This is a genomic window from Kitasatospora sp. GAS1066B, assembly GCF_041262605.1.
Classification (GTDB): domain Bacteria; phylum Actinomycetota; class Actinomycetes; order Streptomycetales; family Streptomycetaceae; genus Kitasatospora.
This window is the reverse complement of record NZ_JBGCCO010000015.1, coordinates 176036-201767: the sequence shown is the minus strand read 5'-3', so window position 1 is coordinate 201767 and position 25732 is coordinate 176036. Positions and strand designations below refer to the sequence as shown.

Annotated in this window: 18 protein-coding genes; 9 read left to right on the top strand and 9 right to left on the bottom strand. The window is 71.0% G+C overall.

Annotation, left to right across the window (positions count from 1 at the left end; all coding sequences use genetic code 11):
• The first annotated feature begins 31 nt into the window (after nt 1-31).
• The 5 genes from ABH937_RS19085 (at nt 32) to ABH937_RS19065 (ending at nt 5100) form a co-directional block, all read left to right on the top strand.
• Nucleotides 32-1060, top strand: a complete 1029-nt coding sequence (locus ABH937_RS19085) for an asparagine synthetase A (RefSeq protein ID WP_370218924.1) — start codon at nt 32-34, stop codon at nt 1058-1060.
• 20 nt (nt 1061-1080) lie between these two features.
• Nucleotides 1081-2355 (top strand): glutamate synthase-related protein, encoded by a 1275-nt coding sequence (locus ABH937_RS19080; protein WP_370218930.1) that lies wholly within the window; start codon nt 1081-1083, stop codon nt 2353-2355.
• Nucleotides 2352-3302, top strand: a complete 951-nt coding sequence (gene sbnA / locus ABH937_RS19075) for a 2,3-diaminopropionate biosynthesis protein SbnA (protein WP_280694914.1) — start codon at nt 2352-2354, stop codon at nt 3300-3302. Before ABH937_RS19080 ends, sbnA begins: the two co-directional genes overlap by 4 nt.
• 62 nt (nt 3303-3364) lie before the next feature.
• Complete coding sequence (gene sbnB / locus ABH937_RS19070) at nt 3365-4375, top strand: 2,3-diaminopropionate biosynthesis protein SbnB (protein ID WP_370218923.1); 1011 nt, start codon at nt 3365-3367, stop codon at nt 4373-4375.
• A 206-nt stretch (nt 4376-4581) separates the two neighbouring features.
• The gene (locus ABH937_RS19065; protein WP_370218922.1) at nt 4582-5100 is read left to right on the top strand and encodes an RICIN domain-containing protein; all 519 of its coding nucleotides are present in this window, start codon (nt 4582-4584) and stop codon (nt 5098-5100) included.
• A gap of 55 nt (nt 5101-5155) precedes the next feature.
• On the opposite strand, the gene ABH937_RS19060 is transcribed toward ABH937_RS19065, so the two are convergent.
• Nucleotides 5156-6676 carry a helix-turn-helix domain-containing protein gene (locus tag ABH937_RS19060; protein ID WP_370218921.1) on the bottom strand — a complete coding sequence of 507 codons (1521 nt, stop codon included), beginning with the start codon at nt 6674-6676 and terminating at the stop codon, nt 5156-5158.
• A gap of 346 nt (nt 6677-7022) precedes the next feature.
• Between ABH937_RS19060 and ABH937_RS19055 the strand changes: the two genes are divergently transcribed.
• Entirely contained in the window at nt 7023-7157 is a 135-nt protein-coding gene (locus ABH937_RS19055) for a hypothetical protein (protein WP_280694910.1), read from the top strand.
• Between the two features lie 29 nt (nt 7158-7186).
• A complete protein-coding gene (locus ABH937_RS19050) occupies nt 7187-7342 on the top strand; it encodes a hypothetical protein (protein ID WP_280694909.1) in 156 nt (51 codons plus the stop codon).
• A gap of 114 nt (nt 7343-7456) precedes the next feature.
• Here the strand turns inward: ABH937_RS19050 and ABH937_RS19045 are convergent, their stop codons facing one another.
• Nucleotides 7457-7759, bottom strand: coding sequence for a hypothetical protein (locus tag ABH937_RS19045; protein WP_280694908.1), 303 nt, complete (start codon nt 7757-7759; stop codon nt 7457-7459).
• Between the two features lie 365 nt (nt 7760-8124).
• On the opposite strand from ABH937_RS19045, the gene ABH937_RS19040 reads away from it, so the two are divergent.
• Nucleotides 8125-8541 carry a hypothetical protein gene (locus tag ABH937_RS19040; RefSeq protein WP_280694907.1) on the top strand — a complete coding sequence of 139 codons (417 nt, stop codon included), beginning with the start codon at nt 8125-8127 and terminating at the stop codon, nt 8539-8541.
• Between the two features lie 362 nt (nt 8542-8903).
• On the opposite strand, the gene ABH937_RS19035 is transcribed toward ABH937_RS19040, so the two are convergent.
• From ABH937_RS19035 to ABH937_RS19010, 6 genes are all read right to left on the bottom strand, one after another.
• Complete coding sequence (locus ABH937_RS19035; protein WP_370218920.1) at nt 8904-9659, bottom strand: lanthionine synthetase C family protein; 756 nt, start codon at nt 9657-9659, stop codon at nt 8904-8906.
• Nucleotides 9660-9911: 252 nt separating this feature from the next.
• A complete protein-coding gene (locus tag ABH937_RS19030; protein ID WP_370218919.1) occupies nt 9912-14027 on the bottom strand; it encodes an amino acid adenylation domain-containing protein in 4116 nt (1371 codons plus the stop codon).
• Between the two features lie 97 nt (nt 14028-14124).
• Complete coding sequence (locus ABH937_RS19025; protein WP_370218918.1) at nt 14125-20940, bottom strand: amino acid adenylation domain-containing protein; 6816 nt, start codon at nt 20938-20940, stop codon at nt 14125-14127.
• 252 nt (nt 20941-21192) lie between these two features.
• Entirely contained in the window at nt 21193-22386 is a 1194-nt protein-coding gene (locus ABH937_RS19020) for an FAD-dependent oxidoreductase (RefSeq protein WP_370218917.1), read from the bottom strand.
• A 172-nt stretch (nt 22387-22558) separates the two neighbouring features.
• Nucleotides 22559-23515: an alpha/beta fold hydrolase gene (locus tag ABH937_RS19015; protein ID WP_370218916.1), complete on the bottom strand. Its 957-nt coding sequence runs from the start codon at nt 23513-23515 to the stop codon at nt 22559-22561.
• Nucleotides 23516-23574: 59 nt separating this feature from the next.
• The gene (locus tag ABH937_RS19010; protein WP_370218915.1) at nt 23575-24456 is read right to left on the bottom strand and encodes an SDR family oxidoreductase; all 882 of its coding nucleotides are present in this window, start codon (nt 24454-24456) and stop codon (nt 23575-23577) included.
• 84 nt (nt 24457-24540) lie between these two features.
• On the opposite strand from ABH937_RS19010, the gene ABH937_RS19005 reads away from it, so the two are divergent.
• Nucleotides 24541-25122, top strand: a complete 582-nt coding sequence (locus ABH937_RS19005; protein WP_280692135.1) for a helix-turn-helix domain-containing protein — start codon at nt 24541-24543, stop codon at nt 25120-25122.
• On the opposite strand, the gene ABH937_RS19000 is transcribed toward ABH937_RS19005, so the two are convergent.
• Complete coding sequence (locus ABH937_RS19000) at nt 25115-25648, bottom strand: GNAT family N-acetyltransferase (protein WP_370218914.1); 534 nt, start codon at nt 25646-25648, stop codon at nt 25115-25117. The two genes, ABH937_RS19005 and ABH937_RS19000, sit on opposite strands and share 8 nt — an antisense overlap.
• Between the last annotated feature and the right edge of the window lie 84 nt (nt 25649-25732).

Below are 25732 nucleotides of genomic sequence, written 5' to 3'. Positions count from 1 at the left end.
CCCAGGAACCAGTACCCAGAGGAATCCCACGATGACCACACAGATCGACCGCCCGCTCAGCACCGCCATGCCCGTCCCCGATGCCGACATCCTCCCGCTGCCGCGCCTGCACCTGGCCGACCCGCGTACCCGGGCGACGCTGCGGATCCAGCAGGCGCTGCTGGCCGGCGCCCGTGAACACCTGCGGGCCGGTGGTTCGGTGGAGATGACGCACCCGATCATCGGCCCGGTGACCGATCCCGGTTCGCGCGGCGCCAAGCAGGCCGACATCGATTTCTACGGCCACCACTACAAGCTGATGACCAGTGCGATCCTGTACAAGCAGGCCTCGCTGCTCACCTTCGACCGGATCTTCCTGGTCGCGCCCAACGTCCGCCTGGAGCCGATCGAGACCAGTTCCACCCGCCGTCACCTGGCCGAGTTCCGGCAGATCGACGTCGAGGTGGCCAGGGCCACCCGGGACGAGGCGATGGACCTGGTCGAGGGGGTGATCCGGCACGCGGTGACCAAGGTGCTGGCCGAGTGCGCCGAGGAGCTCGCGGCGCTGGAGCGCGACACCGCCGCGCTGCAGGCCTTCGTGGCCGCGCCGTTCGCCCGGATCCCGCACGGCGAGGTGGTCGAGCGGCTGCGCGCCAAGGGCTACCCGCAGGCCGCCGGCACCGAGATCGAGTGGCAGGCCGAGGAGCTGATCTCCCGGGACGCCGCGGCGCCGTTCTTCGTGGTCGGCTACCCCAAGGGCTCGCGCGGCTTCTACGACAAGGAGAGCACGGAGGATCCGGGCACCCTGCTCAACTTCGACCTGATCGCTCCGGAAGGCTGCGGCGAGCTGTGCAGCGGCAGCGAGCGGGAGTTCGAGTACGCGAAGATCATCACGCGGATGCGGGAGACCGGCGAGAACCCGGCCAAGTACGCCTGGTACCTGGACGTGGTCCGCAACGGCATCCCGAACAGCGCCGGTTTCGGCATCGGCGTCGAGCGGCTGACCCGCTGGGTCGCCGGACTGGACTCGGTCTGGCAGGCCACCGCCTTCCCGAAGCTCGCGGGGGTGGTCTCGCCGTGACCGCCAGCACCGTCAACGCCATGAACACCGTGAACGCCGCTAACGCCCTCACCGCACCCGGCTTCCCCGAGACCGAGGTCCGGCGTCGGGCCCGGGACGGCGCTGCCGCCGTCTTCCCCCCGCTGGCCGACTACGGCAGCGCCGTCTACGGTGCCGGCCCGCACCGCCCCCCGGCCACCGGCTCTGCCGACGCGATCGACGCCATCGACGCCATCGACGCGCTGCGCCTGGCCCCGCCGCTCTTCATGCCGGGCCGGCTCGCCAAGCTGATCGACCTGGGTCGCGAACCGCTCTACTCCGACGTCCGGTTGGCCGCCTCCTTCGGCGGGCTCGACTCCCCGCTGCCGGTGTACGTCTCGGCGCTCGGCTCGACCCGGGCGGCCAACACCAGCCTGGGCATCAGCCGGCAGGCCGGGCGGCTCGGCATCCCGATGATCATCGGCGAGAACGTCGCCCCGATGAACGGCTTCCGGACCAGCGGCGACGAGCACCGCAAGGGCCTGCTGGAGCGGATCCACGCGTACCTGGAGGAACTCCCTGACACCGTAGGAGGAATCTGTGTCCAGCAGAGCACCGAGGACGCCAACTCCGAGGTGTGGAACCAGGTCTACAGCGATCCGGCGGTCGGCGAGCTGCTCGCGACCGGACGCCTGGCCTTCGAGCTGAAGGTCGGTCAGGGCGCCAAGCCCGGCCTCGGCGGGCTCACCATGATCAGCGAGGCGGCGGTCGCCGGTCTGGACGACCAGTACGCCATCGAGCGCCTGGTCGTCGACGGGCCGGTGCTGCGCTGCTCCTCGCCCGGCACGTTCACCGAGGAGATCTTCCGGCAGCAGATCCACCTGATGCGCAACAACTACCCGCGGGCCCGCTGCTGGGTCAAGCTCTTCCCCGGCCGCGACGTCGGGCAGGCCGCCGAGGTCGCCTGGCAGGCCGGCGCCGACGCGGTCACCGTGGACGGCGCGGAGGGCGGCACCGGCTGGGCACCGACCGCGTTCCTGGATCACGTCGGCCTGCCGCTCGCCGAGTGCCTGCGCCGGATCGACACCGGGCGGGGCACCCTGCTGGCCAGCGGCCGGGTCTGGCACGGCCCGCGCGCGGTCAAGCTGCTCGCGCTCGGCGCCTCGGCCGTGGGCCTGGGCCGGGCGGCGCTGGTCGCGGTCGACGAGGACCCCGAACACGGGCTCGAACGACTGCTTCAGGCAATGGAGTTGGAGATGAAGTTGCTGATCAGCGCGCTGGGCAAGTACGCCACCGCGGAGCTCGGCCACGAGGATCTGTGGGAGGCCTCATCATGATCTACCGGCACGGCTACGAGATGGTCACCGACGACATCTTCCTCCAACTGCCCGAACTGGTGGCGGGATCGGATGTCTTCCTCAAGCTGGAGGGGCTCAATCCGGCCGGCTCGGTCAAGCTCAAGACCGCGCTCAGCCTGATCGAGGACGCCGAGCACCGCGGCCTGCTCGCGCCCGGCACCCCGATCATCGAGTCCTCCTCGGGCAACCTCGGCATCGCGCTCAGCTCGATCTGCGCCACCAAGAGCTACCCCTTCACCTGCGTGGTCGACCCGAACACCTCCACCACCAGCGCCGACCACATGCGGGCGCTGGGCACCGAGGTCGTGGTGGTCGACAGCCTGGATGCCAACGGCGGCTTTCTGGCCTCCCGGATCGCCTACATCCAGCAGCGCACCGCCGCCGACCCGCGGATGCTCTGGCTCAACCAGTACGCCAACCAGGCCAACCCGCGCGCCCATTACGAGCAGACCGGGCGCAGCATGCTCAAGGAGCTGCAGCAGATCGACTACCTGTTCGTCGGCGCCGGTTCGACCGGCACCTTCGTCGGCTGCGCCCAGTACCTGCGCGAGTACTCGCCCGAGACCCGGATCGTCGCGGTCGACGCGGTCGGCTCGGTGATCTTCGGCACCCGTCCCGGACAGCGGTTCCTGCCCGGCCTGGGCGCCAGCCGCCCGCCGGAGCTGTGCAGGCCCGAACTCGCCGACGAGGTGGTGCTGGTGGCCGAGCCGGAGGCGATCCGCGAGTGCCGCCGGCTGGCCCGTGACCACGGCCTGCTGACCGGCGGCTCCACCGGCTCGGTGCTCGCGGCCGTCCGCCACTACGCGGCGGGCTTCCCGGCCGGCAGCCGGATCGCCGCGATCTCGCCCGATCTCGGCGAGCGCTACCTGCGCACCGTGTACAACGACGCCTGGGTGGCGGAGCGGTACGGACTTCTCTCGTTCTGACTTCTCTCGTTCTGACTTCTCTCGTTCTGACTGATCGTCAAAAACAATTGAGAGGAAGCATCATGACCTCCTTCCACGTGGTCGACGGCACCCTCACCCAGGAGGTGATCGCCGCCGCCCCGGCGAAGATCCTGGAGCTGGTCCGGGACACCTACCTGGCGCACAGCCTGGGCCGGACGGTGAACCCCAACAGCTACTTCCTGCGGTTCCCGGACAAGCCCAGCTGCCGGATCATCGCGCTGCCCGCCCACCTCGGCGGCGAGCAGCCGGTCTCCGGGCTCAAGTGGATCGCCAGCTACCCGCCCAACGTCGAGCAGAACCTGCAGCGCGCCTCGGCCGTGCTGATCCTCAACGACGCCGAGACCGGCTACCCCTTCGCCTGCCTGGAGGCCTCGCAGATCAGCGCCGCCCGCACCGCCGCCTCCGCCGCGCTGGCGGTGGAGACGCTGCAGCCGGGCGAGCGCCCGCGTACCGTGCTCTTCGTCGGCGCCGGGGTGATCGGGCGCACGGTCTCCAACTTCCTCGCGGCGCGGGGCCTGGCGGTCGGCGACTGCCTGGTCCACGACCACGTGGACGCCTACGCCGACAACTTCGCCTCCTACCTGCGCGAGACCCACGGCTGGACCTCCGCGCAGCGGGCCGACGACATCGACTCCGCGCTCGCCATGGCCGACCTGGTCATCCTCGCCACCACCGCCCCCGCCCCGTGGCTCAGCGACGAGCAGACGCTGCGCCCCGACCAGCTGATCCTCAACCTCTCGCTGCGCGACATCCACCCCACCGTGATGATCAAGTGCCACAACATCCTGGACGACGTGGACCACTGCCTGACCGCGCAGACCTCCCCACACCTCACCGAACTCGAGTACGGCACCCGCGACTTCATCACCGGCACGCTGGCGGACGTGCTGCGCGGCGAGGTGACGCTCCACCAGGACCGCACCACCATCTTCTCCCCGTTCGGACTGGGCGTGCTGGACCTGGCCGTGGGCGCGCACATCTACCGGACGGCCCTGGAACAGGGGCGGGCCACCGAGATCCCCGGCTTCTTCCCGGAGCTGTCGCGGTGGTGAGCGCCCGGGGCACGCGGCTGGCGTCGCACGACCGGGCCACCACGGTGCCCGCGCCGGCCGTGCTGCCGGACGGCCTCCGACCACCGGACGGGTGATGCCCGGGGGAGCAGCGGCGGGGCGCGGCGGGCGCGGCGGGCGGACGTGTGACCTTCCTACCGTCAGGACCTTTCTGCCCGCCGCCCTCGCCTCTCCTGGAGCGTCCAGCCGTGAAACGTGTCGGTACCCTGCTTCTCTCCCTGGCCTGCTCGCTCGCCGGCGCCGCCGCGTTCGCCACGCCCGCCCAGGCGTTGGACAACGGCGTCTACGTGATCCGCGACCTCGCCACGGGCAGCTGCCTCACCCCTGGCACCCGCAACACCGCGATTGGCGGGGTGCCCGCCGTCCTCGGTGCCTGCACCCGGTGGCGGGTCGAGAACGAGCGCCCGGGCCAGGCCACCCTCGTCGACCTCACCAGCTCCGGACGCGACCAGAGGTGCCTCGACCGCGACGTGCCGAACAAGCTGATCGTCTACCCGTGCATCTTCCCGCAGCAGTGGCTCGTGCCGACGGACGCCGCTGCACCCACCAAGCTGCGCAACGTCGAGACCGGTCTGTGCGCCACCATCGTCCCCGGCAGCAGCGGCACCCTCCAGCCCTGCGACACGGCGACCACCTGGCGCTTCGAGCCCGTCCCGCCGGGCGGCGAGCCGTGCCCGTCCGACGAGTCGGCGACGGAACGCGGCTGACCGTCCGGCTCGGAGGTCGGTGCGCTCGCCGAGCGCGGTCGGTATCTCCCGAAGCTCATCGACCTCGAAGCTCGCCTGGCTCGGCCAGTTCGAGGGCGCGGAGCGCGAGCCACAGGTCGTGGACAGCGCTGGGGGACTGCAGCAGCGAGCGTTTGAGCAGTGCTTCGCTCCGTGTCAGTCGCTTGCGCACGGCGGATTCCGAGATGGCCAGTGCGTCCGCGGTGGGGCCGATGTGTGCGTCGAGGCGCAGCCAGGTGGTGAGGGTTTCCGCGATGGGTGCCGGCGCGTCGGGCGCGGTCACAGGACGGAACTGCTGTTGGGCCCACGCCCCTGTCCGGGGCAGCAGTAAGAGCTCGTCCAGGGTGGGCGATGCCTGCTCCGCGCCTGAGGCGTCGTGCTTTCGCGGGGGCGGGATCCTGGTGGTGGTCGTCCGCAGAGCGAGTGCCAGCGCTGATTGGTCGGCGAGCCGATGCAGGTTCAGGCCGAGCAGTTCTTGGATGTGGGTCAGGCGCGCGCTCAGGGTGTTGCGGTGGATCTTCAGGTGGGCTGTCGTGCTGGAGTGGAAGTTGAGCCATGAGGCGGCGGTCGCCAGAAGTTCTGTGCTGTCGGGGTCCTGGGGCCGCCTGGGGCGGTGGGCGCGGATCGGCGCGAGGAAGGTCTCGGCCCAGGTCGCCGCGGCGGGCCCGATGGTCAGCGTCAGGTCGGGGTTGGCCGTGAACGAAGCGTGCCGTTCTGAGGAGCTACGTGCGGTGGCGAGGGCGTGGAACGCCTGAGCGTAGCCGGTTGCGGTCTCCCGCAGGGGCACCGCGTTGCTCTCTCCGATCCAGCAGGCGGCCGCCAGCTCAGACGGCCACACCCGGGTCGGGGCACCGTCGCCAGGCGCGAGCATGAAGTGGTGATCGGAGTACACCGGGCACGGCACGATCCATGCGCCTTCGGCCACGTTGGCCAGTTCCCTGGCCAGCCGGCCACGAACTTCCGGCGGCCCCTCGATGACGTACACCCGTACCACCGCAGGCAGAGCCGGGCGCAGCGCCCCCGCGACCTGGCGCGCGGCGGAGGTATGACCGTTCAGCAGCAAGTGGAGGACTGCTTCCCGAGTCCCGGCGTCGGCGATCCTCAGCCGACGCTGTTGGCGCCGGGTGTGTTCCGCCAGCCAACTCAGGCTCAGCACGGAGGTGGCATCGGCGAGCAGGAGGGGCAGCTCAGGCGGGGTCGGCCGGGGCACCACGGCGGCGAGGAGAGGTGCGGAGGCGCCCCGTGATCCGTCGAGGGGAAGGACGATGCACGTAAGCCCGTCCTGGTCGATGGCAACCGAACCCAGCCGCCGCTCAGCCAACTCTCTTGCACCGCGCAGCGCGAGACCACGCCGGGCGTCGCCCAGGGGAGCCTGGGGCGGGTGGGCCAGAGTGCCAGCAGAGTTCATCAGAAACACGTCAGCGCCGATGCGGCAAGCCAGCCAGCGAAGCACCAGCGGGGTGCCGCCCTTTCGGGCAGCACGCTGCATGTCCAGCAAATCGTCGGCCCGTCGAATCCGCCCGACAGACGCCACGTCCGCACGCAGATCACCCTGCATCTCGCCCCCGAGAGACATTCGCAGATTGGTGCGGTCACAGAATAGGCAGCGGGCTGGTAGGAGCACAACAGAACTCACAGTGCAGTCCGGCACCGGAACCCCCGCTTCACCGTGCAACTTGGCACTTCACACGATGCGTCGCCGGTCCTAGGTTGGTGAGCGGCTGAGGGGGAGCCGCACACGCCGCCCCGCCAGCTGCACGCGACCTTGAACTACATCTACTTCACCGGTTGGGGCGGTTGAAACAGCCCCGCTGCCCCATGACGGGCGGCCGGGCCGCTGCTCCCCGAATCCTCTGGGGGATGCTCAGAACGGGAACCGGGAACCACGCTGGGGGGGAAAGCGCATGCCTGACGTGACCGGCGGCGGCACCAAGAACACCGAAACCGCGACGAACACCGAGCCCGCGGCGGAGCGGGCTGAGGAGCAGAGCATCGTCGAGGAACCACAGGCGGCCGAAGCCGAGCCGTCGAGCGAGTGACCTGACAGCACAAGGGAGAGAGGGAAGGTATGCCTGGTTGGGGGGGTGGCCGCGCCGACAAGGGCGACGCCAGCACGGACACAGCCGAGGAGACCACCGCGGCGACGGAGGCGGCGGACACGACCGCCGAGGACACATCGGCGGCGGAGAGCGAAGCCGAACCGACGTCGCCGACCAGCGAGTGAACCGAGCAGCGCGAGGGAGGGCGAGCGGATGCCTGGTGCGCTGCGATGCGGTTGCAGTACCAAGCAGTCAGAGCAACCTGCTGCCCTCCCGAGACGCGGCAGGCAACCGCGGGATCAGCGGAGCTTCGACCGCCCGCCCCCCGGCGACTTCGCCCCGCGGCGGGTGCGGGTCGGGCGGGAGGGGCGGACGTCCGGTCGGGGTGCGCCCTGCTCGACGGCCGGGTCCGCTGCTCGCTGCCGGGCGGCCAGCAGCGCGATGGCGACGGCCGACGGGGGCTCGCTGACCCCGCGTTCACGCATCACGCTCAGATGCTCGGTGCACCACAGTGGGCTGGCCGGACTGCCGTCTCCGTAGGTGAGACCCTCTGGCGGCAGGTAGTTGATCCCGCACTCGGTGCACTGGAAGACAAGTCGCATCTCAGTTCACATGGCCTTTCCCGCCGCAGTGGTCGCAGGGTGAGAGGTAGCTCTCCGTCCTGGGCTGCTGCCGCCCGTCAGGGCAGGTCTCGACGGTGTACCGGACCTTCTCGGTCACCCCGGTGCCCGCGCAGCGTGGACAGGTCTGCTGATTCATGGCCCTTGACGTTACCGCTGGTCTACCGGGGTCAGGCGGTTTTTCACACGGACGGGTGACCCGCGCCGGCCCCGGGCCGGGCCCGCGCGCAGTGGCGTAAGGCATCGGTGAGCCGGCGGTGAGCGCGGGGCGTCAGGGTGGGCTCAGCGGCGCACGGGGGAGCCTGACGGCTTCTAGCTGCCGCCAATTCGACTACGAGGGAGATACCTTGAAGCTTCGCCTCGCCGCCGCGTCCGGAGCCGTCGTGCTCGCCGCGGCCGCCGGACTCGCCACCGCCGGGTCCGCCTCGGCCTCCACCTCCGTCGGGGGCTGTCGCGCCCCCCTGCCGGCGGACGGTCTCTCGATCCAGACCTGCGTCGGCGGGAACGGTGGGAACGGCGTCCAGTCCGGCGCCTTCACGTCGGGCTCCAACAACACCGACATCACCCTCTGCGCGGAGGTCGTGGACAGCAACCAGAACGTGGTCAACGGCAGCCGCAACTGCGCGGTCGTCTGGGGCCCCAACGGGGCGGTCTACTCCAACTGGGTGTCCGTGGGCACCGGAACGTACTACGGCGTCTCGTACTTCACCAGCCCCACCTACTGGTACGGCGGCGAGAGCCCGTGGGTGTACGTCGTCGGCTGACACGGAAGCACCGGTGGGTGACCAGGGGACGAACCCCTGGTCACCCACCGTCGCACTGCCTGACCGTCAGATTCCGGTCAGGGGCCCGGGAGATCGAACGGGCATCGGCCGGGCCCCTTCTCCGTCGATCAGGACAGGGTCACGAGCCACAGCCCGTGCTGGCGGTGGTGCTGGTGCAGCCCTCACAGCTGAGGACGACCAGCTTGTTGGGCTCCTCGAGCATCTGCAGAGCGAGAACCTCGGACATCGGAGACTTCCCTTCTGTTATCGGTCCCTGTGCGCAGGACCGGTTGCGTGTGCCCCGGCCGACCGGGGACATCTGGGGGGAGCGGCTGTGACAGTCGCTCGGCCAGTTCGAATGCTCAGCGCGGAGCAGCGGACCGGACCAGGTCGTCGAGTGTGAAGAAGGCATCAACCGGGCCGTCGAGCAGCCGGGTCAGCCCGAGCAGGACGCCGGCCGAACCGCTCCACAGGTCGGCGCTGAGCCGGAACGTGTGCTCGCCGGAGAACCGCACGCCGGTGGGGTGGGTGACCGCGTGGCAGTACAGCCGGCGGGCGGCGGCCAAGGCGGTCTCGCGGTCGGCCGGTGAGCCGGTCCAGGTCGCGTGGTCCGCGAGCGCGAGCACCAGCCCGGCGCGCCCCTCGTACAGGCCGCTGTAGGCGGTGGTCGGGACGGAGCCGGGCGTCAGGCACCTCTCGATGAGCGTGGCCAACTCGGTGCTGGTCCACTCGGCACCGGCCGACTCGTCGAGGTGCGGCAGGTAGCGGTCGGCGACCAGGGCCAGGCCCGCCGAGCCCCGATGCAGGTAGGGGAACAACCGGTTGTCGGTGGTGGAGATCCGGAACGCCAGGCCGCCCCCGGGATACTCGACCGCGCGCCCGGCCTCCGTGCGCAGCAGGGCGAGGCCGCGCCGGATCGCCGTCGGGTCGCCGGTGAGGTGGTGCAGGTAGTAGTCGAGCAGCGCCACCCCGGGCCTGCCGTGCAGCAGGCCGGTGGCGTCGTCGGGACCGAGCAGGGGCGTCAGCTCCGGATCGTCCGGGATGGTCGCGCGCAATTGTGCCGCGCGGTCCAGGTGCCGCTCGTCCCGGTCATGGCGGTGCAGAGCGAGGTGGGTCATGGCCACGCCGGCCACGCCTTCGCCAAGGGTGGCGCGCTGTCGCAGCAACGGAGGTCGATCTGTTCGAAGGCTGGATTCGATTCCTCTTTGGCCGATTTGGCGATGAGGTTTGACCGCGATCCGTCACCGCATTTTGCTTGCCGTGTCGCATGTTTCGCGGGTACGTGACTCGTGGACGACGGTCTTTTCGGAAAGCGCCCCTGGGTGACCAGGACAAAAACCCTGGTCACCCAGACAAGAGCTGACGACGGGTCAGATATTCCGCTCCAGTTTGTCGAGCGCCGAGGCCAGTGCCTCCAATTGCTCGGCGCCCTTCACCATCTGCAGGTGTCGCCCGGGCAGGTCCAGGATCTCCAGGCCGGCGGGGTAGCACCGCTGCCAGTGGGCGGTGTACTCGGCGGGGCCCACCTCGTCGGCGCTGTCCTCCGGGCCGGCGGTGCGGACCGACTCGCTGACGAAGAGGGTTCCGCGCGTGAAAGCGCGGCCGGGCTGGTAGGCGGCCAGCGAGCGGACCTCCGCCTCCAGCACCTCGTAGGGGAGCCACTCGTCCAGGGTGACGGCGTCCACCTCGATGTTCATCTGCGGCGCAAGCTGCTTGAGGGCGCGTTCGGTTGCGGCACGGTCGGCCCCGGTCTGCCGCTGGCCGTGCTGCCAGAGGGCGTTGACCTGCTGGTAGACCTCGGTGTAGCGCTCGAACCGCGCGCGCTGCTCCGGACCGGTGACGGCCGGTTCGAGCAGGAACGCCGCCATGACGTCATCCGGGCGCTGCACGCACAGCTCGTGCGCCACCACCGCTCCCGTCGACCAGCCGAGCAGCAGGCACGGCCCCTCCGGCTGGACCGAGCGGATCTCCGCCCAGTACCGGGCCGCCATCGCCTCGATGCCGATGATCGGCGCCTCGCCCGGGTTCAACCCGGCCGCCTGCACGCCGTAGACATCGAACGCACCGGCCAGCCGGGCGGCCAGCTGCCGGTACGAGTGCGTGCTGCCGCCGCCCGGGTGGACGCAGAACAGGCGCGGGAGGCCGACCGCCTGGGCATCCGACAGGTGGACGATCAGCCCGGCGGGAGCGGCGGTAGCGGCCGTTCCGCTGGGCGACGGCTCGGTGAGCGCGGCCGCCAGCTCGGCGATCGTGGTGTGCCGCATGATCTGCTGCAGGCTGACTCGCCAACCGGCCTCGCTGATCCGGGAGGCGATCCGGACCGCGTTGATCGACTGCCCGCCGAGCTCGAAGAAGTTGTCGTGGATGCCGACTCGCTCGATGCCCAGCACCGCACTCCAGGCACCCGCGATCGCCTCTTCCACCGGGGTGCGGGGTGGGGTGTAGGTGGCGTCGAGGTCGGGGCGGTGGTGGTCGGGGGTGGGGAGGGCTTTCTGGTCGATTTTGCCGTTGGGGGTGAGGGGGAGGTGGGGGAGGGTGATGTAGGTGGTGGGGATCATGTAGTCGGGGAGGTGGTGTTGGAGGTGGGTGCGTAGTTCGGTGGTGGTGGGGGTGTTGGTGGAGACGAGGTAGGCGACGAGGCGCTTGTCGCTGGGGGTGTCCTGGCGCAGGACCACGGTGGTGGCGGTGATGGTGGGGTGGGTGAGGAGGTTGTTTTCGATTTCGCCGAGTTCGATGCGGTAGCCGCGGAGTTTGACTTGGTTGTCGATGCGGCCGATGAACTCCATGTGGCCGTCTTCGCGCCAGCGGACGAGGTCGCCGGTGCGGTAGACGCGTTCGGTGGCGCCGTTGAGGTCCAGGTCGACGAAGCGGGTGGTGGTGAGTTCGGGGCGGTTGTGGTAGCCGCGGGCGACGCAGATGCCGCCGAGGAGGCATTCGCCGGGGATGCCGATGGGGACGGGGTGGTTGTGGCGGTCGACGATGTAGGCCGTCGTGTTGGTGATCGCTGTCCCCACGGGGGTGGTTCCGGCGGTGGGGTCGATGGTGGTGTTGAGGCTCATGACGTTGGCGACGGAGCCTTCGGTGGCGCCGTATTCGTTGGCGATGACGGTGTGGCCGGTGCCGGTGGTGAGGATGCGGTTGGCGAGGGTGGGGGAGAGGTCTTCGCCGCCGGCGACGATGGTGGCGATGTTGTGGTGCTTGCCGCTGTGCTCCAGGTGGGTGGTGAGGAGTTCGAGGTGGGAGGGGGTGGCTTTGAGGAAGCTGATCTCGGTGCCGGTGAGGATGAGGTCGATGGCGGCGTCGAAGGCGCTCTGGTCGGCTGCGGGGACGGGGATGGCGAGTTGTTGGCCTTGGATGAGGGGGAGGAAGAGGGCGGTGATGGTGAGGTCGAAGGTGACGGAGGAGTAGAGGAGGGTGCCGATGCCGTTGTCGGTCTGGGTGGGGTAGTTCAGGTCGCACCAGTGGAGGTAGTTGACGACGCCTCGGTGGTCGAGTTGGACGCCCTTGGGTCGGCCGGTGGATCCGCTGGTGTAGATGAGGTAGGCGAGGTGGTCGGGGGTGGCGATGGGTGCGGGGTTGCTGGTTGCGGCTGCGGTGGGCCAGTCCTGGTCGACCAGCAGGAGCGGTGTGCCGCTTGGCAGCCTCTCGGCGTGGGTGCTGTGGGTGATGACCAGGGGTGTGGCGGTGTCTTCGATCATGTAGGTGATGCGGTCGGTGGGGTAGTCGGGGTCGAGCGGCACGAAGGCGGCGCCGGCCTTGAGGATGCCGAGCAGTGCGCAGATGAGGTCGGGGCTGCGGTCCAGGCAGACGGCGATCAGCGTGTCGGGAGTGACGCCCTGGTCGCGCAGGTGGTGAGCGAGCTGATTGGCCCGTTCGTTGACCTGACGGTACGTCAGAACACTTTCCCCGTACGTGAGGGCGATGGCGTCGGGATCGCGCTCGCACCGTTCCTCGATCAGCGAGTGGATGGTGGCGGTGTCCGGGTAGTCACCTCCCGTGGCGTTCCAGTCGACGACGATCTGCTGCCGCTCCGCCGCCGTCAGCATCTCCAGCTCGCTCAACCGCGCCTCCGGCCGTGCGGCCACCCCGGCGAGCAGTGTCTGGAAGTGCCCCACCAGCCGCTCCATCGTGGCTGGTTCGAAGAGATCGGTCCGGTACTCCAGAGCCGCCAGCAGGCCGTCGCCGCTCTCCACCAGGTTGAGCGTCAGGTCGAACTTCGCGAAACCCCGCTTGAGCTCCACGGGTTCCACCCGCGTGCCGGCGAGCCCCCAACCCCCGTCCGCGGACTCGCCGCTGCTCTCCGGAGCCTGCAGCACGAGCATCGTCTGGAAGAGCGGGTTGCGCGACAGGTCGCGCTCGGGCGCCAGTTCCTCCACCAGCCGCTCGAACGGCAGGTCCTGGTGGTCGTACGCGCCCAGCGCCGCCTCCTTGACCCGCGCCAGCAGCTCGCCGAAGGTCGGGTCCCCCGAGAGATCGGTGCGCAGCACCAGCGTGTTGACGAAGAACCCGATCACGTCCTCGATCTCGGCCCGGTTGCGGCCGGCGATCGGGGTGCCCACCGCGATGTCCTGCTGTCCGCTGTACTTGGACAGCAGCAGCTGGAACACCCCCAGCAGGACCATGAACAGACTCGCGCCCTCACTTGCCGCCGCGCTCTTCAGCCGCTCGGTCACCTCGGCCGGAACGCTGAACAGCACCGTGTCCCCGCTGCCGCCGTGCCGCGCGGGCCGGCGGTGGTCGGTGGGCAGTTCCAGCGGCTCGATGCCGGCCAACTGTGCGCGCCAGTAGCCCAGCTGGCGCTCCAGGGTGGTGCCGGTCAGCCACTGGCGCTGCCAGAGCGCGAAGTCGGCGTACTGCACGGCGGGCTCCGGCAGTTCGGCCGCCTGCCCGGTCAGCGCTGCCGCGTAGAGCGCCCGCAGCTCGCGGGCGAGGATGCCCTGTGACCAGCCGTCCGAGGCGATGTGGTGCACGGTCAGCAGCAGGTACTGCTCGTCCTGCGCCATCCGTACCAGGTCCGCCCGCAGGGGCCGCCCCGCCGCCAGTTCGAACGGCAGGCTCGCAGCATTGCGCAGCAGCTCCCGCGCCGCAGCCTGACGGTCAGTCAATTCACCGTCTGTCCGCAGGTCGTGGACGGTCACGGACACCGGCCACGGCGCCTCGACCAGCTGGGCGGGCTGGCCCGTGTCGTCGGCGACGAACCGGGTTCGCAGCACCTCGTGCCGCGTGACCAGCCCTGACAGGGCGGCCTCCAGCGCGTCCAGGTCGAGCGTCCCGGTGATCCGCAGCGCGCACGGCATCAGGTACTCGGCGCCGCCGGGCTCCAACTGGTCCAGGAACCAGAGTCGTTGCTGGGCGAAGGAGAGTGGCAGCGGGCCGCTGATGTCCCGGCGGGCGATGCGGTCGGCGGTCGCCCGCCGGCGGATCCGGGAGAGCAGGCGCGACTGGACGGACGTGACGCTGGAATTTGGATCGGGAATCTCGTTCATGATGGTTCGTTTCCTCACTGTCCACGTGATGCGGACGGACGGTTTTCCCAGAAAGAGCCGTTCTTCCGTGCCGAGCCGGTCTGAACCAGCCGTCGGGTCAGGCGGGTTCACCGATCTCATCGCCTTCATCGAGTTCATCGAGTGCTCCGAGCAGTTCGACGAGCTGGCTCTTGATCCCGACGACGGTGGGCACCAGGAAGAGCTTCCGCAGGCTCACGCGGACACCGGTCAATGCTTCGATCCGGTTGACGAGTTGGGTGGCGAGCAGCGAGTGGCCGCCGAGTTCGAAGAAGTTGTCGTGAATGCCGACCCGGTCGAGGTTGAGCACGTCGCCCATGACCTCCGCGAGTGCGACCTCGATCTCGTCGCTCGGGGCCACGAAGTCGGTGCCGTGGTCCGTCCAGGCGCCGTCGGGCGCGGGCAGCACCTTGTGGTCGACCTTGCCGTTGGCGGAGAGCGGCAGTTCGTCCAGCACCACGAAGCCGCTGGGCACCATCGTTCGGGGCAGCACCTCGCCGGCCCAGGCCCGCAGGCCGGCCAGGTCGATCCGCTGCTCGGGCGCCGCGACGCAGTACGCGACCAGTTGCTTCTGACCGGGGGTGTCCTCGCGCACGATCACCGCGCAGCTGCCGACCGGCTCGTGCCCGAGCAGCATGGCCTCGATCTCGCCGAGTTCGATCCGCACCCCGCGCAGCTTCACCTGGCGGTCGACGCGGCCGAGCAGGTCGAGTTCACCGCTCGCGGTGAAGCGTCCCAGGTCCCCGGTCCGGTACATCCGAGGGGGCCGGTCGCCCTCGACAGCCGCCGCGAACGGGTCCGGCAGGAAGCGTTCCGCCGTCAGCTCGGGCCGGTTGTGGTAGCCGCGCCCGACGCTGGCCCCGCCCAGGTAGACCTCGCCCAGCACGCCCGAGGGCACCGGGCGCTGGGCCGGGTCCAGCACGTAGACGGTCTGGTTGGTCATCGGCCGCCCGGCCAGCACCGGGCCGCCGGGCGCGGAGCGGTTGGCCCGCCAGAAGGTGCTGTCGACCGAGACCTCGGTGGCGCCGTAGAGGTTGATCAGGTCGCCGGGGAACCGGTCGAGGAACCGGCTGACCAGGGCCGGCTGCAGCGGCTCGCCACTGGCGAAGGCGTACCGCAGGTGGGTGCAGTCCTTGGGGCGGGCCTCGGTGACGAACAGGTCGAGCAGGCTGGGCACGAAGTGCAGCCCGACGATCCGGTGATCACGCATCAGGCGCGTCACCCTGGTCATGTCGAGCCGATCCGAACCGGGCACCAGGACCACGTTCGCCCCGCGCCAGAGCGGCCAGAAGATCTCGTAGGCGGAGACGTCGAAGGAGAGCGGTGTGGCCTGCAGGAAGCCCTCGCCGGCCGCGATCGGGAACTCGTTCTGCATGCCCGCCAGGTAGTTGACCACCCCGCCGTGCTCGATCCGGACACCCTTGGGCCGGCCGGTGGAGCCGCTGGTGTAGATCAGGTAGCAGAGGTCGTCGGGGCCGGCCAGCGGCGTCGGGTTGCCGGTCGGCTGTCCGGCCAGGGCGGCGCGGTCGGCGTCCAGGGCCAGGCGCGGGGTCGTGGGGGGCAGCCGGTCGCTGAGCGTCGTGTGGGTGATGACCAGCGGTGTCGCGGTGTCCTCGACCAGGTAGGCGAGCCGTTCGGCTGGGTGCTCGGGGTCGAGGGGGAGGTAGGCGGCGCCGGCCTTGAGGATGCCGAGCAGCGCGCAGATCAGGTCCGGGCCGCGCTCCAGGCAGACGCCGACCGGGGTGTCGGGGGTCAGGTCCAGGCCGCGCAGGTGGTGGGCGAGCCGGTTGGCCCGCTCGTTGACCTGACGGTACGTCAGAGTCTCCTCGCCGCAGGTAACGGCGGTGGCGTCCGGGTCGCACGCGACCCGTTCCTCGAAGAGCGAGTGGAGGGTCGCGGTGTCGGGGTAGGCGGTGGCGGTGTCGTTCCAGTCGACCAGGATCCGCCGCCGCTCCGCCGCCCCGAGCAACTCCAGTTCGGACAGCCTGGTCTGCGGCCGGGCGGTCGCGGCGGTCAGCAGGTGCTGGAAGTGCTCGGCCAGCCGGTGCATGGTGGGTGCCTCGAACAGGTCCGTGCTGTAGACGATCGCGCCCTCCAGGCCGCCGTCCGCCGTCTCGCTGAGGTACATGGCCAGGTCGAACTTGGCGTCCTTCGCGGTGAGCGGGATCGGCGCCACGGTCAGCCCGGGCAACTGCCAGGTGTCGAAGTCGGGGACGTTCTGCAGCACGAACAGGGTCTGGAAGAGCGGGTTGCGCGACAGGTCGCGCTGTGGCGCCAGCTCCTCGACCAGCCGCTCGAAGGGCAGGTCCTGGTGCTCGTAGGCGCCGAGCGCCGTCTCCTTCACCCGGTCGAGCAACTCCGCGAAGGTCGGGTCGCCGGACAGGTCGGTGCGCAGGACCAGGGTGTTGACGAAGAACCCGATCATCTCCTCGACCTCGGCCCGGTTGCGGCCGGCGATCGGGGTGCCGACGGTGATGTCCTGCTGGGCGCTGTACCTGGCGAGCAGCAGCTGGAAGGCCGCCAGCAGGGTCATGAACAGGCTCGCGCCGTGCCCGGCCGCCGTGGTCCTCAGCCGCTCGCTCAGCTCGGCCGGGACGGCGAACGCGATGGTGGCGCCCTCGCCGGTGCGCTGGGCGGGGCGGCGGTGGTCGGTGGGCAGCTCCAGCGGCTCGATGTCGGCCAACCGCCCGCGCCAGTAGGCCAGTTGCTGCTCCAGCGTGTCGCCGGTCAGCCACTCGCGCTGCCAGACGGCGTAGTCCGCGTACTGCACCGGCAGCGCGGGCAGTTCGGCCGCGCGTTGCTGCTGGGCGGCCGCGTACAGCTCGGTCAGTTCACGGGAGAGAACGGTCACTGACCAGCCGTCGAAGGCGATGTGATGGACCGTCACCACCAGGATCGACTCCTGCTCGGCCAGCCGGATCAGCAGCGTCCGGAGCACCGGACCGGTGCTGAGCTCGATCGGCCGGCAGGCCTCGGCTTCCACCAACCGCCTGGCCGCCGCCTCGCGCTCGGCCGGGTCGGGCAGCCGCCGCAGGTCATGGTCGGCCAGCAGTGGTTCGGCCAGCAGTGGTTCGGCCGGCAGCGGTTCGGCCGGCAGCGGCTCGGCCGGCGGGTCGATCAGCTGAGCAGGTCCCTCGGCGCCGGTGGTGAACCGGGTGCGGAGCACCTCGTGCCGGGCCACCAGCCCGTGCAGCGCGGCCCGCAGCGCGTCGGTGTCCAGCGGCCCGGTGATCCGCAGCGCGAACGGGATCAGGTACTCGGCCCGCGCGGGGTCGAGCTGGTCCAGGAACCAGAGCCGCTGCTGGGCGAAGCTCAGCGGCAGCGGGCCCCGGTCGCGCGCGGCGGGGGTGATCCGGCTCGTCTCGGCGCTCTCCAGCTCCTCGATCACGGCGGCGAGTTGGGCGGGCGTCGGCGCGGTGAACAGGGCCCGGACCGGCAGCTCGACGCCGAGCGTCCTGCGCAGCCGGCTGGTGACCTGGGTGGCGAGCAGCGAGTGCCCGCCGAGGTGGAAGAAGTTGTCGTGGACGCCGATGGTGTCGATGCCCAGTACCTCGGACCAGCTCGCGGCGACCGCCTGCTCGACGGGCGTGCGCGGGGCCGTGTAGGCGGCGTCCAGCTCGGGCCGGTGGCCGTCCGGCGCGGGCAGCGCGCGGCGGTCGAGCTTGCCGTTCGGGTTGAGCGGGAAGCGGTCGAGGGTGACGAAGGCGGCCGGGACCATGTGGTCCGGCAACCGCTGCTGGAGGTGGGCGCGCAGCTCGCCGGTGGTCGGCGTGGTCGGTGTCGTCGGCGTGCTCGACGCGGTCGGCGTGGCCGCTGGGGCGACCAGGTAGGCGACCAGGCGGCGCTCCCCGGGGGTGTCCTCGCGCAGCACGACGACGGCCGCCGCCACCTGCGGGTGGTCGGCCAGCGCCGCCTCGATCTCGCCGAGCTCGATCCGGTAGCCGCGCAGCTTGACCTGGTTGTCGGCCCGCCCGACGAACTCCAGCTGCCCGTCCGGGTGCCACTTCGCCAGGTCGCCGGTCCGGTAGACCCGGCGGGCGACGCCGTCGACGCGGTACTCGGCGAACTTCTCGGCCGTCAGCTCCGGGTGGTTCTGGTAGCCGCGGGCCAGGCCCGGGCAGCTGATCAGGATCTCGCCCGGAACCCCGACCGGGACCAGCCGGCCGCCCCGGTCCACCAGGAAGACCTCGGTGTTCGCCACCGGTCGTCCGACCGGGACGAACCGGCCCGGTCCCTCGATCAGGGCGGTGGCCGCCTCCTGTGCTCCCTCGCTGGGGCCGTACCCGTTCACCAGCGGGACCGCGCAGCGCTCGAACCACTGCCGGACCTGCTCCTGCCGCAGGGCCTCACCGCCGAGCCGGACCAGCCGCAGCGCCGGAGAGAGCGACTGGGGTCCGTCGAGCTGGGCGGTCAGCGCGGCGAAGGCCGTCGGGGTCAACCAGGCGACGGTCACGTCGGCGGCACGGATCAGCTCCGCCAGCCCGGCCGGGTCCCACTCGGCGTCACGCAGCGCCACCGAGGCACCGCAGCTGAGCGGCGCGAAGAGCTGGCCGACCGAGGAGTCGAAGGCGATCGAGGCGAACTGCAGTACCCGGTCGTCGGGGGTGAGCCCGAGCTGCCGGACGGTCTCGCGCATCCGGGCCCGCAGCGCGCCGTGCTCGATCTGCACGCCCTTGGGCCGGCCGGTCGAGCCGCTGGTGTAGATGAAGTAGGCGAGGTCGCCCGGGCCGGCCAGCGGTTCCGGGTTGCCGGTGTCGCCGGTCGGCCAGTCCTGGTCGATCAGCAACTGCGGGACCGAGGACGGGAAGTGGCGGCTGTGCGCGCGCTCGGTGACGATCAGCGGCGCCCCGCTGTCGGTGACCATGTGACCGAGCCGCTCGGCGGGGTACTCGGGGTCGAGCGGGAGGTAGGCGGCGCCGGCCTTGAGGATGCCGAGCAGCGCGCAGATCAGGTCCGGGCCGCGCTCCAGGCAGACGCCGACCGGGGAGCCGGGAGTCAGGCCCAGGCCGCGCAGGTGGTGGGCGAGCCGGTTGGCCCGCTCATTGAGCTGACGGTACGTCAACTCTCCCGTGCTGGCGTGGACCGCGACGGCATCGGGGCGCAGTTCGACCTGTCGCTCGAAGAGCTGATGGATCGTCACGTCATCCGGGCCGTCGGTCTTCGGACCGTTCCAGTCGATCAGCAGTTGCCGGCGCTCGGCCGCGGTGAGCAGCTCCAGTTCGGACAGCCGGCGGTCCGGGGCGGCCGTGGCGGCTGCCAGCAGGGCCTGGAAGTGGCCCACCATGCGCTGCATGGTGGATGCCTCGAACAGGTCCGTGGTGTAGACGACCATCCCGTCGAGGCTGCCGTCGGGCGCCTCGGTCAGATACCAGCTGAAGTCGAACTTGGCGTCCTGGGCCTCCAGTTCCATCGGCTCGACGCCCAGCCCGGCCAGCTTCCAGCTGCGCGTGTCGGGGACGTTCTGCAGCAGGAACATGGTCTGGAAGAGCGGGTTGCGGCTCAGGTCCCGCTCGGGGGCGAGCTCCTCGACGATCCGCTCGAACGGGAGGTCCTGGTGGTCGTAGGCACCGAGCGCGGTCTCCTTGACCCGCTCGACCAGCTGCCGGAAGCTCGGGTCACCGGACAGGTCGGTGCGCAGCACCAGGGTGTTGATGAAGAACCCGATCATCTCCTCGATCTCGGCCCGGTTGCGGCCGGCGATCGGGGTGCCCACCGCGATGTCCTGCTGGCCGCTGTACTTGGCGAGCAGCAGCTGGAATGCCGCCAGCAAGGTCATGAAGAGGCTCGCGCCGGTCTCGGCGGCCAGCGCGCGCGCCTGCTCGACCAGCCCGGCCGGGACGGTGAAGGTGAGCTCGGCGCCGTCGCCGCTGCGCCGGGCCGGGCGGCGGTGATCGGTGGGCAGCTCCAGCGGCTCGATGCCGGCCAGCCGGTCGCGCCAGTAGCCGAGTTGGCGCTCCAGCGTGTCACCGCTCAGCCACCGCCGCTGCCAGAGGGCGAAGTCGGCGTACTGCAGAGCCGGCGCGGGCAGCGCGGCGACCGGGTCCCGGCCGGCTGCCGCTGCCGCGTACAACTCGGTGAGCTCGCGCGAGAGGATCCCGGTGCTCCAGCCGTCGAAGACGATGTGATGCACCGTCACCGCGAGCAGGTGATCCGCGTCGGCCACCCGCACCAGCACCGCCCGCAGCAGCGGCCCGCGCGCCAGATCGACCGGCTGGAAGGCCTCGCCGTCCACGATCCGTCGGGCGCTCTCCTCCCGGGCGCCGTGGTCCGTGAGATGCCGGAGATCGTGCACGCTCATCGTCACCGTGCCTGGCGGGTCGATGAGTTGCGCGGGCTGCCCGTCCTGGTCGGCGACGAACCGGGTGCGCAACACCTCGTGCCGCGCCACCAGCCCGCTCAGCGCCGCCTGCAGCGCGGCGGTGTCGAGCACCCCCGTGATCCGCAGCCCGATCGGGATCAGGTATTCGGCGCGCCCGGGCTCGAGCTGGTCCAGGAACCAGAGCCGCTGCTGCGCGAAGCTCATCGGCAGCGGGCTACCGTCCCGGACAGCGGCGGGTATGGCGGGCTCCTCGGGGCCGCTCGCCTCGAGTTCGAGTTCGGCGCCCTCCTCGAACATCCGCATCGCCTGCAGCATCGCCTGCTCGGCGAGGTGGGAGGAGATCGAACTCACCGTCAGCGGCCCGCTGATCGCGTCGGCCCGGAAGGCGGTGCCGAATTCGTCCGCGACCCGCTCCGCCATCGCCGCGGCAGCGGCGTGGTCGCCGCCGAGCTCGAAGAAGTCACGGTCGCCGTCGGTCACCTCGACCCCGAGCAGTGCCTGCCAGATCCCGGCAATGCGCAGCTGGGCCGGGGACAGCTCGTCGCGCCTCGGTTCCGCCGTCGGATTCGTCGTCATGAGTCCACCAGATCCTCGTCATCGACCAGCTCCGGTTGAGCCGTTGGCCGATATCGAGGCTGGCAGAGGGGGCCTGACGGGATAACTGGGCACTTTCACCCGGCGGTGGGCGGGGTACTTCTGACCAACGGGAGCTCGGCTCGGCCAGGCTCACGCGGTCCTGACCGGCGCGCACCCCGACGGCGCACCCCGACGGCGTACCCCGATGGCGGTGCCGACGGCGGGCGCCGGGGTGCGCGGCCGGGTGACCGCTCAGGCCTCGGGGCCGTCCTCGGGGAGCGGGGTGTGCCAGTCGAGCAGGCGCAGCAGGCCGTCGTCCACCCGGGGCGCGGGGTGGGCGGAGTCGCGCGGCGCTGCGGTCGTGGTGGTGCGACTGGCGGTGAGTTTGGCGCTCGTCTCCATGTTCTGCTCCGCCCGGGGGCGGCGGAGCCGCTCGTAGCGCTCCAGGGCCGCCGGCCTGGCGTCGGCGTCGGGCAACGCGTCGCGCAGGGCCTTGGCGAGCACCACAGCGTCCTCGAGCGCCATCGAGGCGCCCTGGCCGGTGGCGGGCGATGCCGCGTGGGCGGCGTCGCCGACCAGCACCGTGCGCGTGCCGCGCCAGTTGCCGCCAGCGGGCAGGTGTTGGGCGTTGGTCACCATGAGCCGGTCGGTGGTGGCGGCGACGATGTCCGCGGTCGGCGTGCGGTCGGGCCGCAGCAGCGGCAGCAACTGCTCGCGCCACTGCGCCGGCCCCGTGCCGGCCAGCTCCGCCGCGCTCGCGGGCGGCCCCGGCACCCGGGCGAACCAGTACGCCTCGCCCGCAGGGGAGTAGGCGTAGCCGAAGGCGGCACCGCTGCCGCGCACCATGGTGATCCGGTCCGCGCACTCCTCGGACGGGGCCGGCGCGTCGGCGGTGTAGCCGTAGAAGACGCGCTGGCCCGCGTACTCCGGTCCGGGCGCGCCCGGGTCGAGCTGTCCGCGCACCGCGGAGTTGAGCCCGTCGGCCCCCACCGCCAGCTCCGCAGTGGCCGAACTGCCGTCTGCGAAGGTCGCGGTGACGCCGCTGGGGCCCTCGGTCAGCCCGACGAGCCGGGCCCCGTGCCGGATCGGGATCCCCCGGTCACGGACCAGCCGCCGCAAGCACTCGGCGAGCTCGGCCCGGCGCAGACAGCGGTAGCTGGTCAGCACCTGATCGTGCTCCCCGAGCGGCACGTCGGCGAGCTGCGCCCCCGCCTCGTCCAGGACGCGCATCGTGGCGAGCGGAAAGCCGAGCTCGGCCACCGCGGCCGCGGCATCCAACTCGGCGAGCGCCCGCATCCCGTTGCTCGCCAGGCTGAGGAACGCGCCACCGTCCGCACCACTGTCCGGATGCGCCTCATGGACGGTGACGTCGAACCCCGCTTTGTGCAGCCCCAGCGCCGCCGCGGTGCCGGCGATGCCCCCGCCGATGACCATGATCTCCGCCAACTCGACCCCTCCGGCTCCGCCCCGGCCGCTGCGGACGGGAACTGACGATGTCTCAGCTTGACCTTAGGGCGCCGATCGAGCCCTGATCAATGGGCGGTCCGGGTGTGAGGTCGTTGATCCGGATCAGCAAGGCGCGCAACTCGATCCGCGCCCTGGGGCGCGGATCGGGTCGTCAGATGTCGAGTGTGCGGCTCCACTCGCGCAGGGTCCGGCTGTAGAGCTGTGGATCGCTGCCGTGCATGACGTGGCCGGCCTTCGGGAACGTCTTGTAGTCGAACCGCTGGCCGGCGCCGGTGATCAGCTCGCGTACGTGCCGGACCTGCAAGTCCGAGATGGCGCCTTGGAGTCGGCCCGACTCCTCGTCGACGTGGTGGAAGTGGTGGGTGAAGAGCACCGGGACCTTCACCGCCGCGAGCATCCGGGCGTGGTCGACCGAGGCGCTGGCCGAGCCGCTGGCGAAGGCGCGGGCCCACTCGGGGTCGTACTCCTTGAACGTCTGGGGTGGTTCGTCCCCGCCCAGGAAGTCGCCCATCGCCGCCAGGCCTCGCGCGAGTGCCGGCGGCAGGTCGGTGGCCATGGCTCGTTTCAGGCCCGGCCAGTCGCCGACCGACCACTGATCGCCGAGGTACTTGTTCATCAGCTCGAACCAGGGGCCGATGACCTGGTTCATGCCCTGGCCGTAGGCGGGCTGGATCTCCGAGGAGAACAGCGGCGGGTCCTCGTAGTACGCGCCGCGCAGCATGCCGGGCGGCGCGTAGGCGGAGAGCCATGCGGCGATGACGCCGCCGGAGGACAGACCGCAGGCGATGACCGGGCGTCCGATCCGTCCGGAGACGAAGCGGACCAGGTCGTTGCCCATGTTGTCGAGGGTGTAGCGGCCGGGGGTTCGGCTGGAGCGGCCCTGGCCGCGCAGGTCGACGGCGAAGACCTCGAAGTCGTCCTCGAGCAGCCTCATCGCCGCCTCGTAGCCCCACCAGGACTCGCCCTGTGCGGGGATGAGCAGCAGGGCGGGGCTGTCGGGCGATCCGGTCGTGGCGTAGTTGAGGCTGATCTCCCCGGTGTCGAAGGCGTGTTCGGGGTAGTCGTGAGCGACGTAGGTCGCCGCTGGGTCGTGCGGTCCGTAGGTCATGGGAACTTGTTCCTCACAGGGTGAGCAGGAGGTACTCGTCAGGGCCGTCCTGGCGCGTCTCAGGGTTCGATGTTCTCCAGGTCGGCGAGCAGGCTCGGGTGGGTCGGCTGCCAGCCGAGGGCGGCGCGGGTGTGGGCGCTGGACGCGGGCTGGTCGGCCGCGAAGATCGGGCCGAGGGGGCCGAAGTTCTCCTGCGGCACCGGCTCGACGGGCAGGCCGAGCCGTCGGCCGATGACCGCGGCGATGTCGCGGACCGCGTCGCCCTCGTCGGCGACGGCGTGCCAGGAGCTTCCGGCCGGCGCCTGCTCCAGGGCGAGCCGGAACAGCACGGCGGCGTCCCGCGCGTGGACGGCCGGCCAGCGCTGCGCGCCGTCCGAGGGGTAGCCGGCGACGCCGGTACGACGGGCGATGTCGGTGAGCAGCCCGGCGAACCCGCCCCGGCCCTCGTTGTGGACCGTGCGCGGAAGCCGTACCGCCGAGCTGCGCACGCCCTGCGAGGCGAGTTCGAGCGCGCGGGTCACCGACCGGCTGCGGCCGGCGACCGGCCCCTCGGTCGGCAACGCGTCAGCCTCGGTGGAGGTGCGCCCCGGCAGGAAGGGCGTGCCGGCCACGGTGACGAGCGGGCGGTCCGTGCCGACGAGGGCGTCGCCGAGCGTCGCGAGCGCGGCAGCCTCCTCGGCGATGCCCTGGGCCAGGGCCTCGGGCGAGCTGAAGTCGTTGCTGAAGGCGAGGTGGATGACGCCGTCGGCCCGCTCCGCGCCGGCTCGCAGCACGGCGAGGTCGGCGAGTGCGCCGCTGAGCACCTCGGCGCCGGTGGCCTTGGCGTGCGCCGCGGAGGCCTCGGAGCGGGCGAGGGCGGTGACCGAGTGTCCCGCGGAGAGCAGTTCGGCGACGACGGCCGAGCCGATGAGGCCGGTGCCGCCGGTGATGAAGACGCGCATGACGAGCTCCAAGAAGTGATGCGACTGGTGTCCCATCACCGTACCGCATGATGCGACACGTGTCCCGTCGTCTAGGATGGGGACATGCCTAGATGGAAGCCGGATGCGCGTCAGCGTCTGGTCGTGGCGGCGCTCGGGCTGTTCGCCGAGCAGGGCTACGACGAGACGACGGTCGCGCAGATCGCCGAGCGCGCCGAACTGACGCGCAGCACGTTCTTTCGCCACTTCGCGGACAAGCGCGAGATCCTCACCGCCGGGCAGCAGGCTCTGAGCCGACTGCTGGCAGAAGGCATCGACGCCGCTCCCGACGAGGCGACGCCGATGACGGCCGTCGCGGCCGGCCTGGAGCGCGCGTCGGGGGAGATGACGGCGTTCAACCGCTCGCTCGGTCCGCTGCTGCACGCGGCGATCGAGGCGAACGAGGAGTTGCGCAGTCGCGAGGCGCTGAAGAGCATCGGCATGGCCGCGGCGATGGTCGACGCACTGAAACGGCGCGGCGTTGCGGAACCCACGGCCCAGGTGGCCGCCGAACTGGGCGTGCTCGCGTTCAGGCTGGGATACGCACGGTGGGCGGACCCGGCTCGCGACGACGACCCCGGCGAGCTGGCAGCCCTCACGGGAGCAGCGTTCGACGAACTCCGCGCGGCGGTCGCGGACCTCAGCTAGAAGGCTCGGAGCGCGGGTCGACACCCGCCATCGCATCGGGCCAGGCGATCCTGTAGTGCTTGAGCCGTTCGTCTGCTGCGACGAGACGCATGCCGACGGCGGTCATGACCTGTTGGGACGCGACATTGTCGTGCGTCGTGTCGCCTTCCACGCAGTTGACGCCGCGTCCGCGCGCGAATGCCAGCAGTGCACGGAGAGCCTCGGAGGCGTATCCCTGGCCTTGCGCTGACGGGATCAGACCGTAGCCGATCCTGACGCTCCCGTTCTCGTCCGCAGGTCCGTGGAAGCCCAGCCCGCCGATGGCTTCTCCGTCTGCGCGGCGACGGATCTCGTAGGCGCCGAACGGCTGGGGATCACCGGTGTTCGCACAGGTGTTGAGGAATCCCCTGGCCCCGGTCACGACACCCTCGGACGGGTATCCGGGTGCCCACCGGGCACCGTCGTCCGGCTCGCCCGCCACTACCCGCTTCGCCTCGATGACGCTCATCGGATGAAGCGTCAGGCGTGGTGTCACGAGATCGTCCATGACAGGGAGGACTATCACGCGGGATGGCCGGTCCGCACTCGGATTATCCGACCGGGTAGCGGCCTGCCTCCGGTTGGTGATCGG

Coding starts and splice junctions, on each gene's coding strand:
- ABH937_RS19045 (WP_280694908.1), bottom strand. CDS start 7,759: ATGCGACTTGTCTTCCAGTGCACCGAGTGCGGGATCAACTACCTGCCG.
- ABH937_RS19085 (WP_370218924.1), top strand. CDS start 32: ATGACCACACAGATCGACCGCCCGCTCAGCACCGCCATGCCCGTCCCC.
- sbnA (WP_280694914.1), top strand. CDS start 2,352: ATGATCTACCGGCACGGCTACGAGATGGTCACCGACGACATCTTCCTC.
- ABH937_RS19080 (WP_370218930.1), top strand. CDS start 1,081: ATGAACACCGTGAACGCCGCTAACGCCCTCACCGCACCCGGCTTCCCC.
- ABH937_RS19015 (WP_370218916.1), bottom strand. CDS start 23,515: ATGACCTACGGACCGCACGACCCAGCGGCGACCTACGTCGCTCACGAC.
- ABH937_RS19030 (WP_370218919.1), bottom strand. CDS start 14,027: ATGAACGAGATTCCCGATCCAAATTCCAGCGTCACGTCCGTCCAGTCG.
- ABH937_RS19005 (WP_280692135.1), top strand. CDS start 24,541: ATGCCTAGATGGAAGCCGGATGCGCGTCAGCGTCTGGTCGTGGCGGCG.
- ABH937_RS19000 (WP_370218914.1), bottom strand. CDS start 25,648: ATGGACGATCTCGTGACACCACGCCTGACGCTTCATCCGATGAGCGTC.
- ABH937_RS19055 (WP_280694910.1), top strand. CDS start 7,023: ATGCCTGACGTGACCGGCGGCGGCACCAAGAACACCGAAACCGCGACG.
- ABH937_RS19050 (WP_280694909.1), top strand. CDS start 7,187: ATGCCTGGTTGGGGGGGTGGCCGCGCCGACAAGGGCGACGCCAGCACG.
- ABH937_RS19010 (WP_370218915.1), bottom strand. CDS start 24,456: ATGCGCGTCTTCATCACCGGCGGCACCGGCCTCATCGGCTCGGCCGTC.
- ABH937_RS19025 (WP_370218918.1), bottom strand. CDS start 20,940: ATGACGACGAATCCGACGGCGGAACCGAGGCGCGACGAGCTGTCCCCG.
- ABH937_RS19035 (WP_370218920.1), bottom strand. CDS start 9,659: ATGACCCACCTCGCTCTGCACCGCCATGACCGGGACGAGCGGCACCTG.
- sbnB (WP_370218923.1), top strand. CDS start 3,365: ATGACCTCCTTCCACGTGGTCGACGGCACCCTCACCCAGGAGGTGATC.
- ABH937_RS19060 (WP_370218921.1), bottom strand. CDS start 6,676: ATGCAGGGTGATCTGCGTGCGGACGTGGCGTCTGTCGGGCGGATTCGA.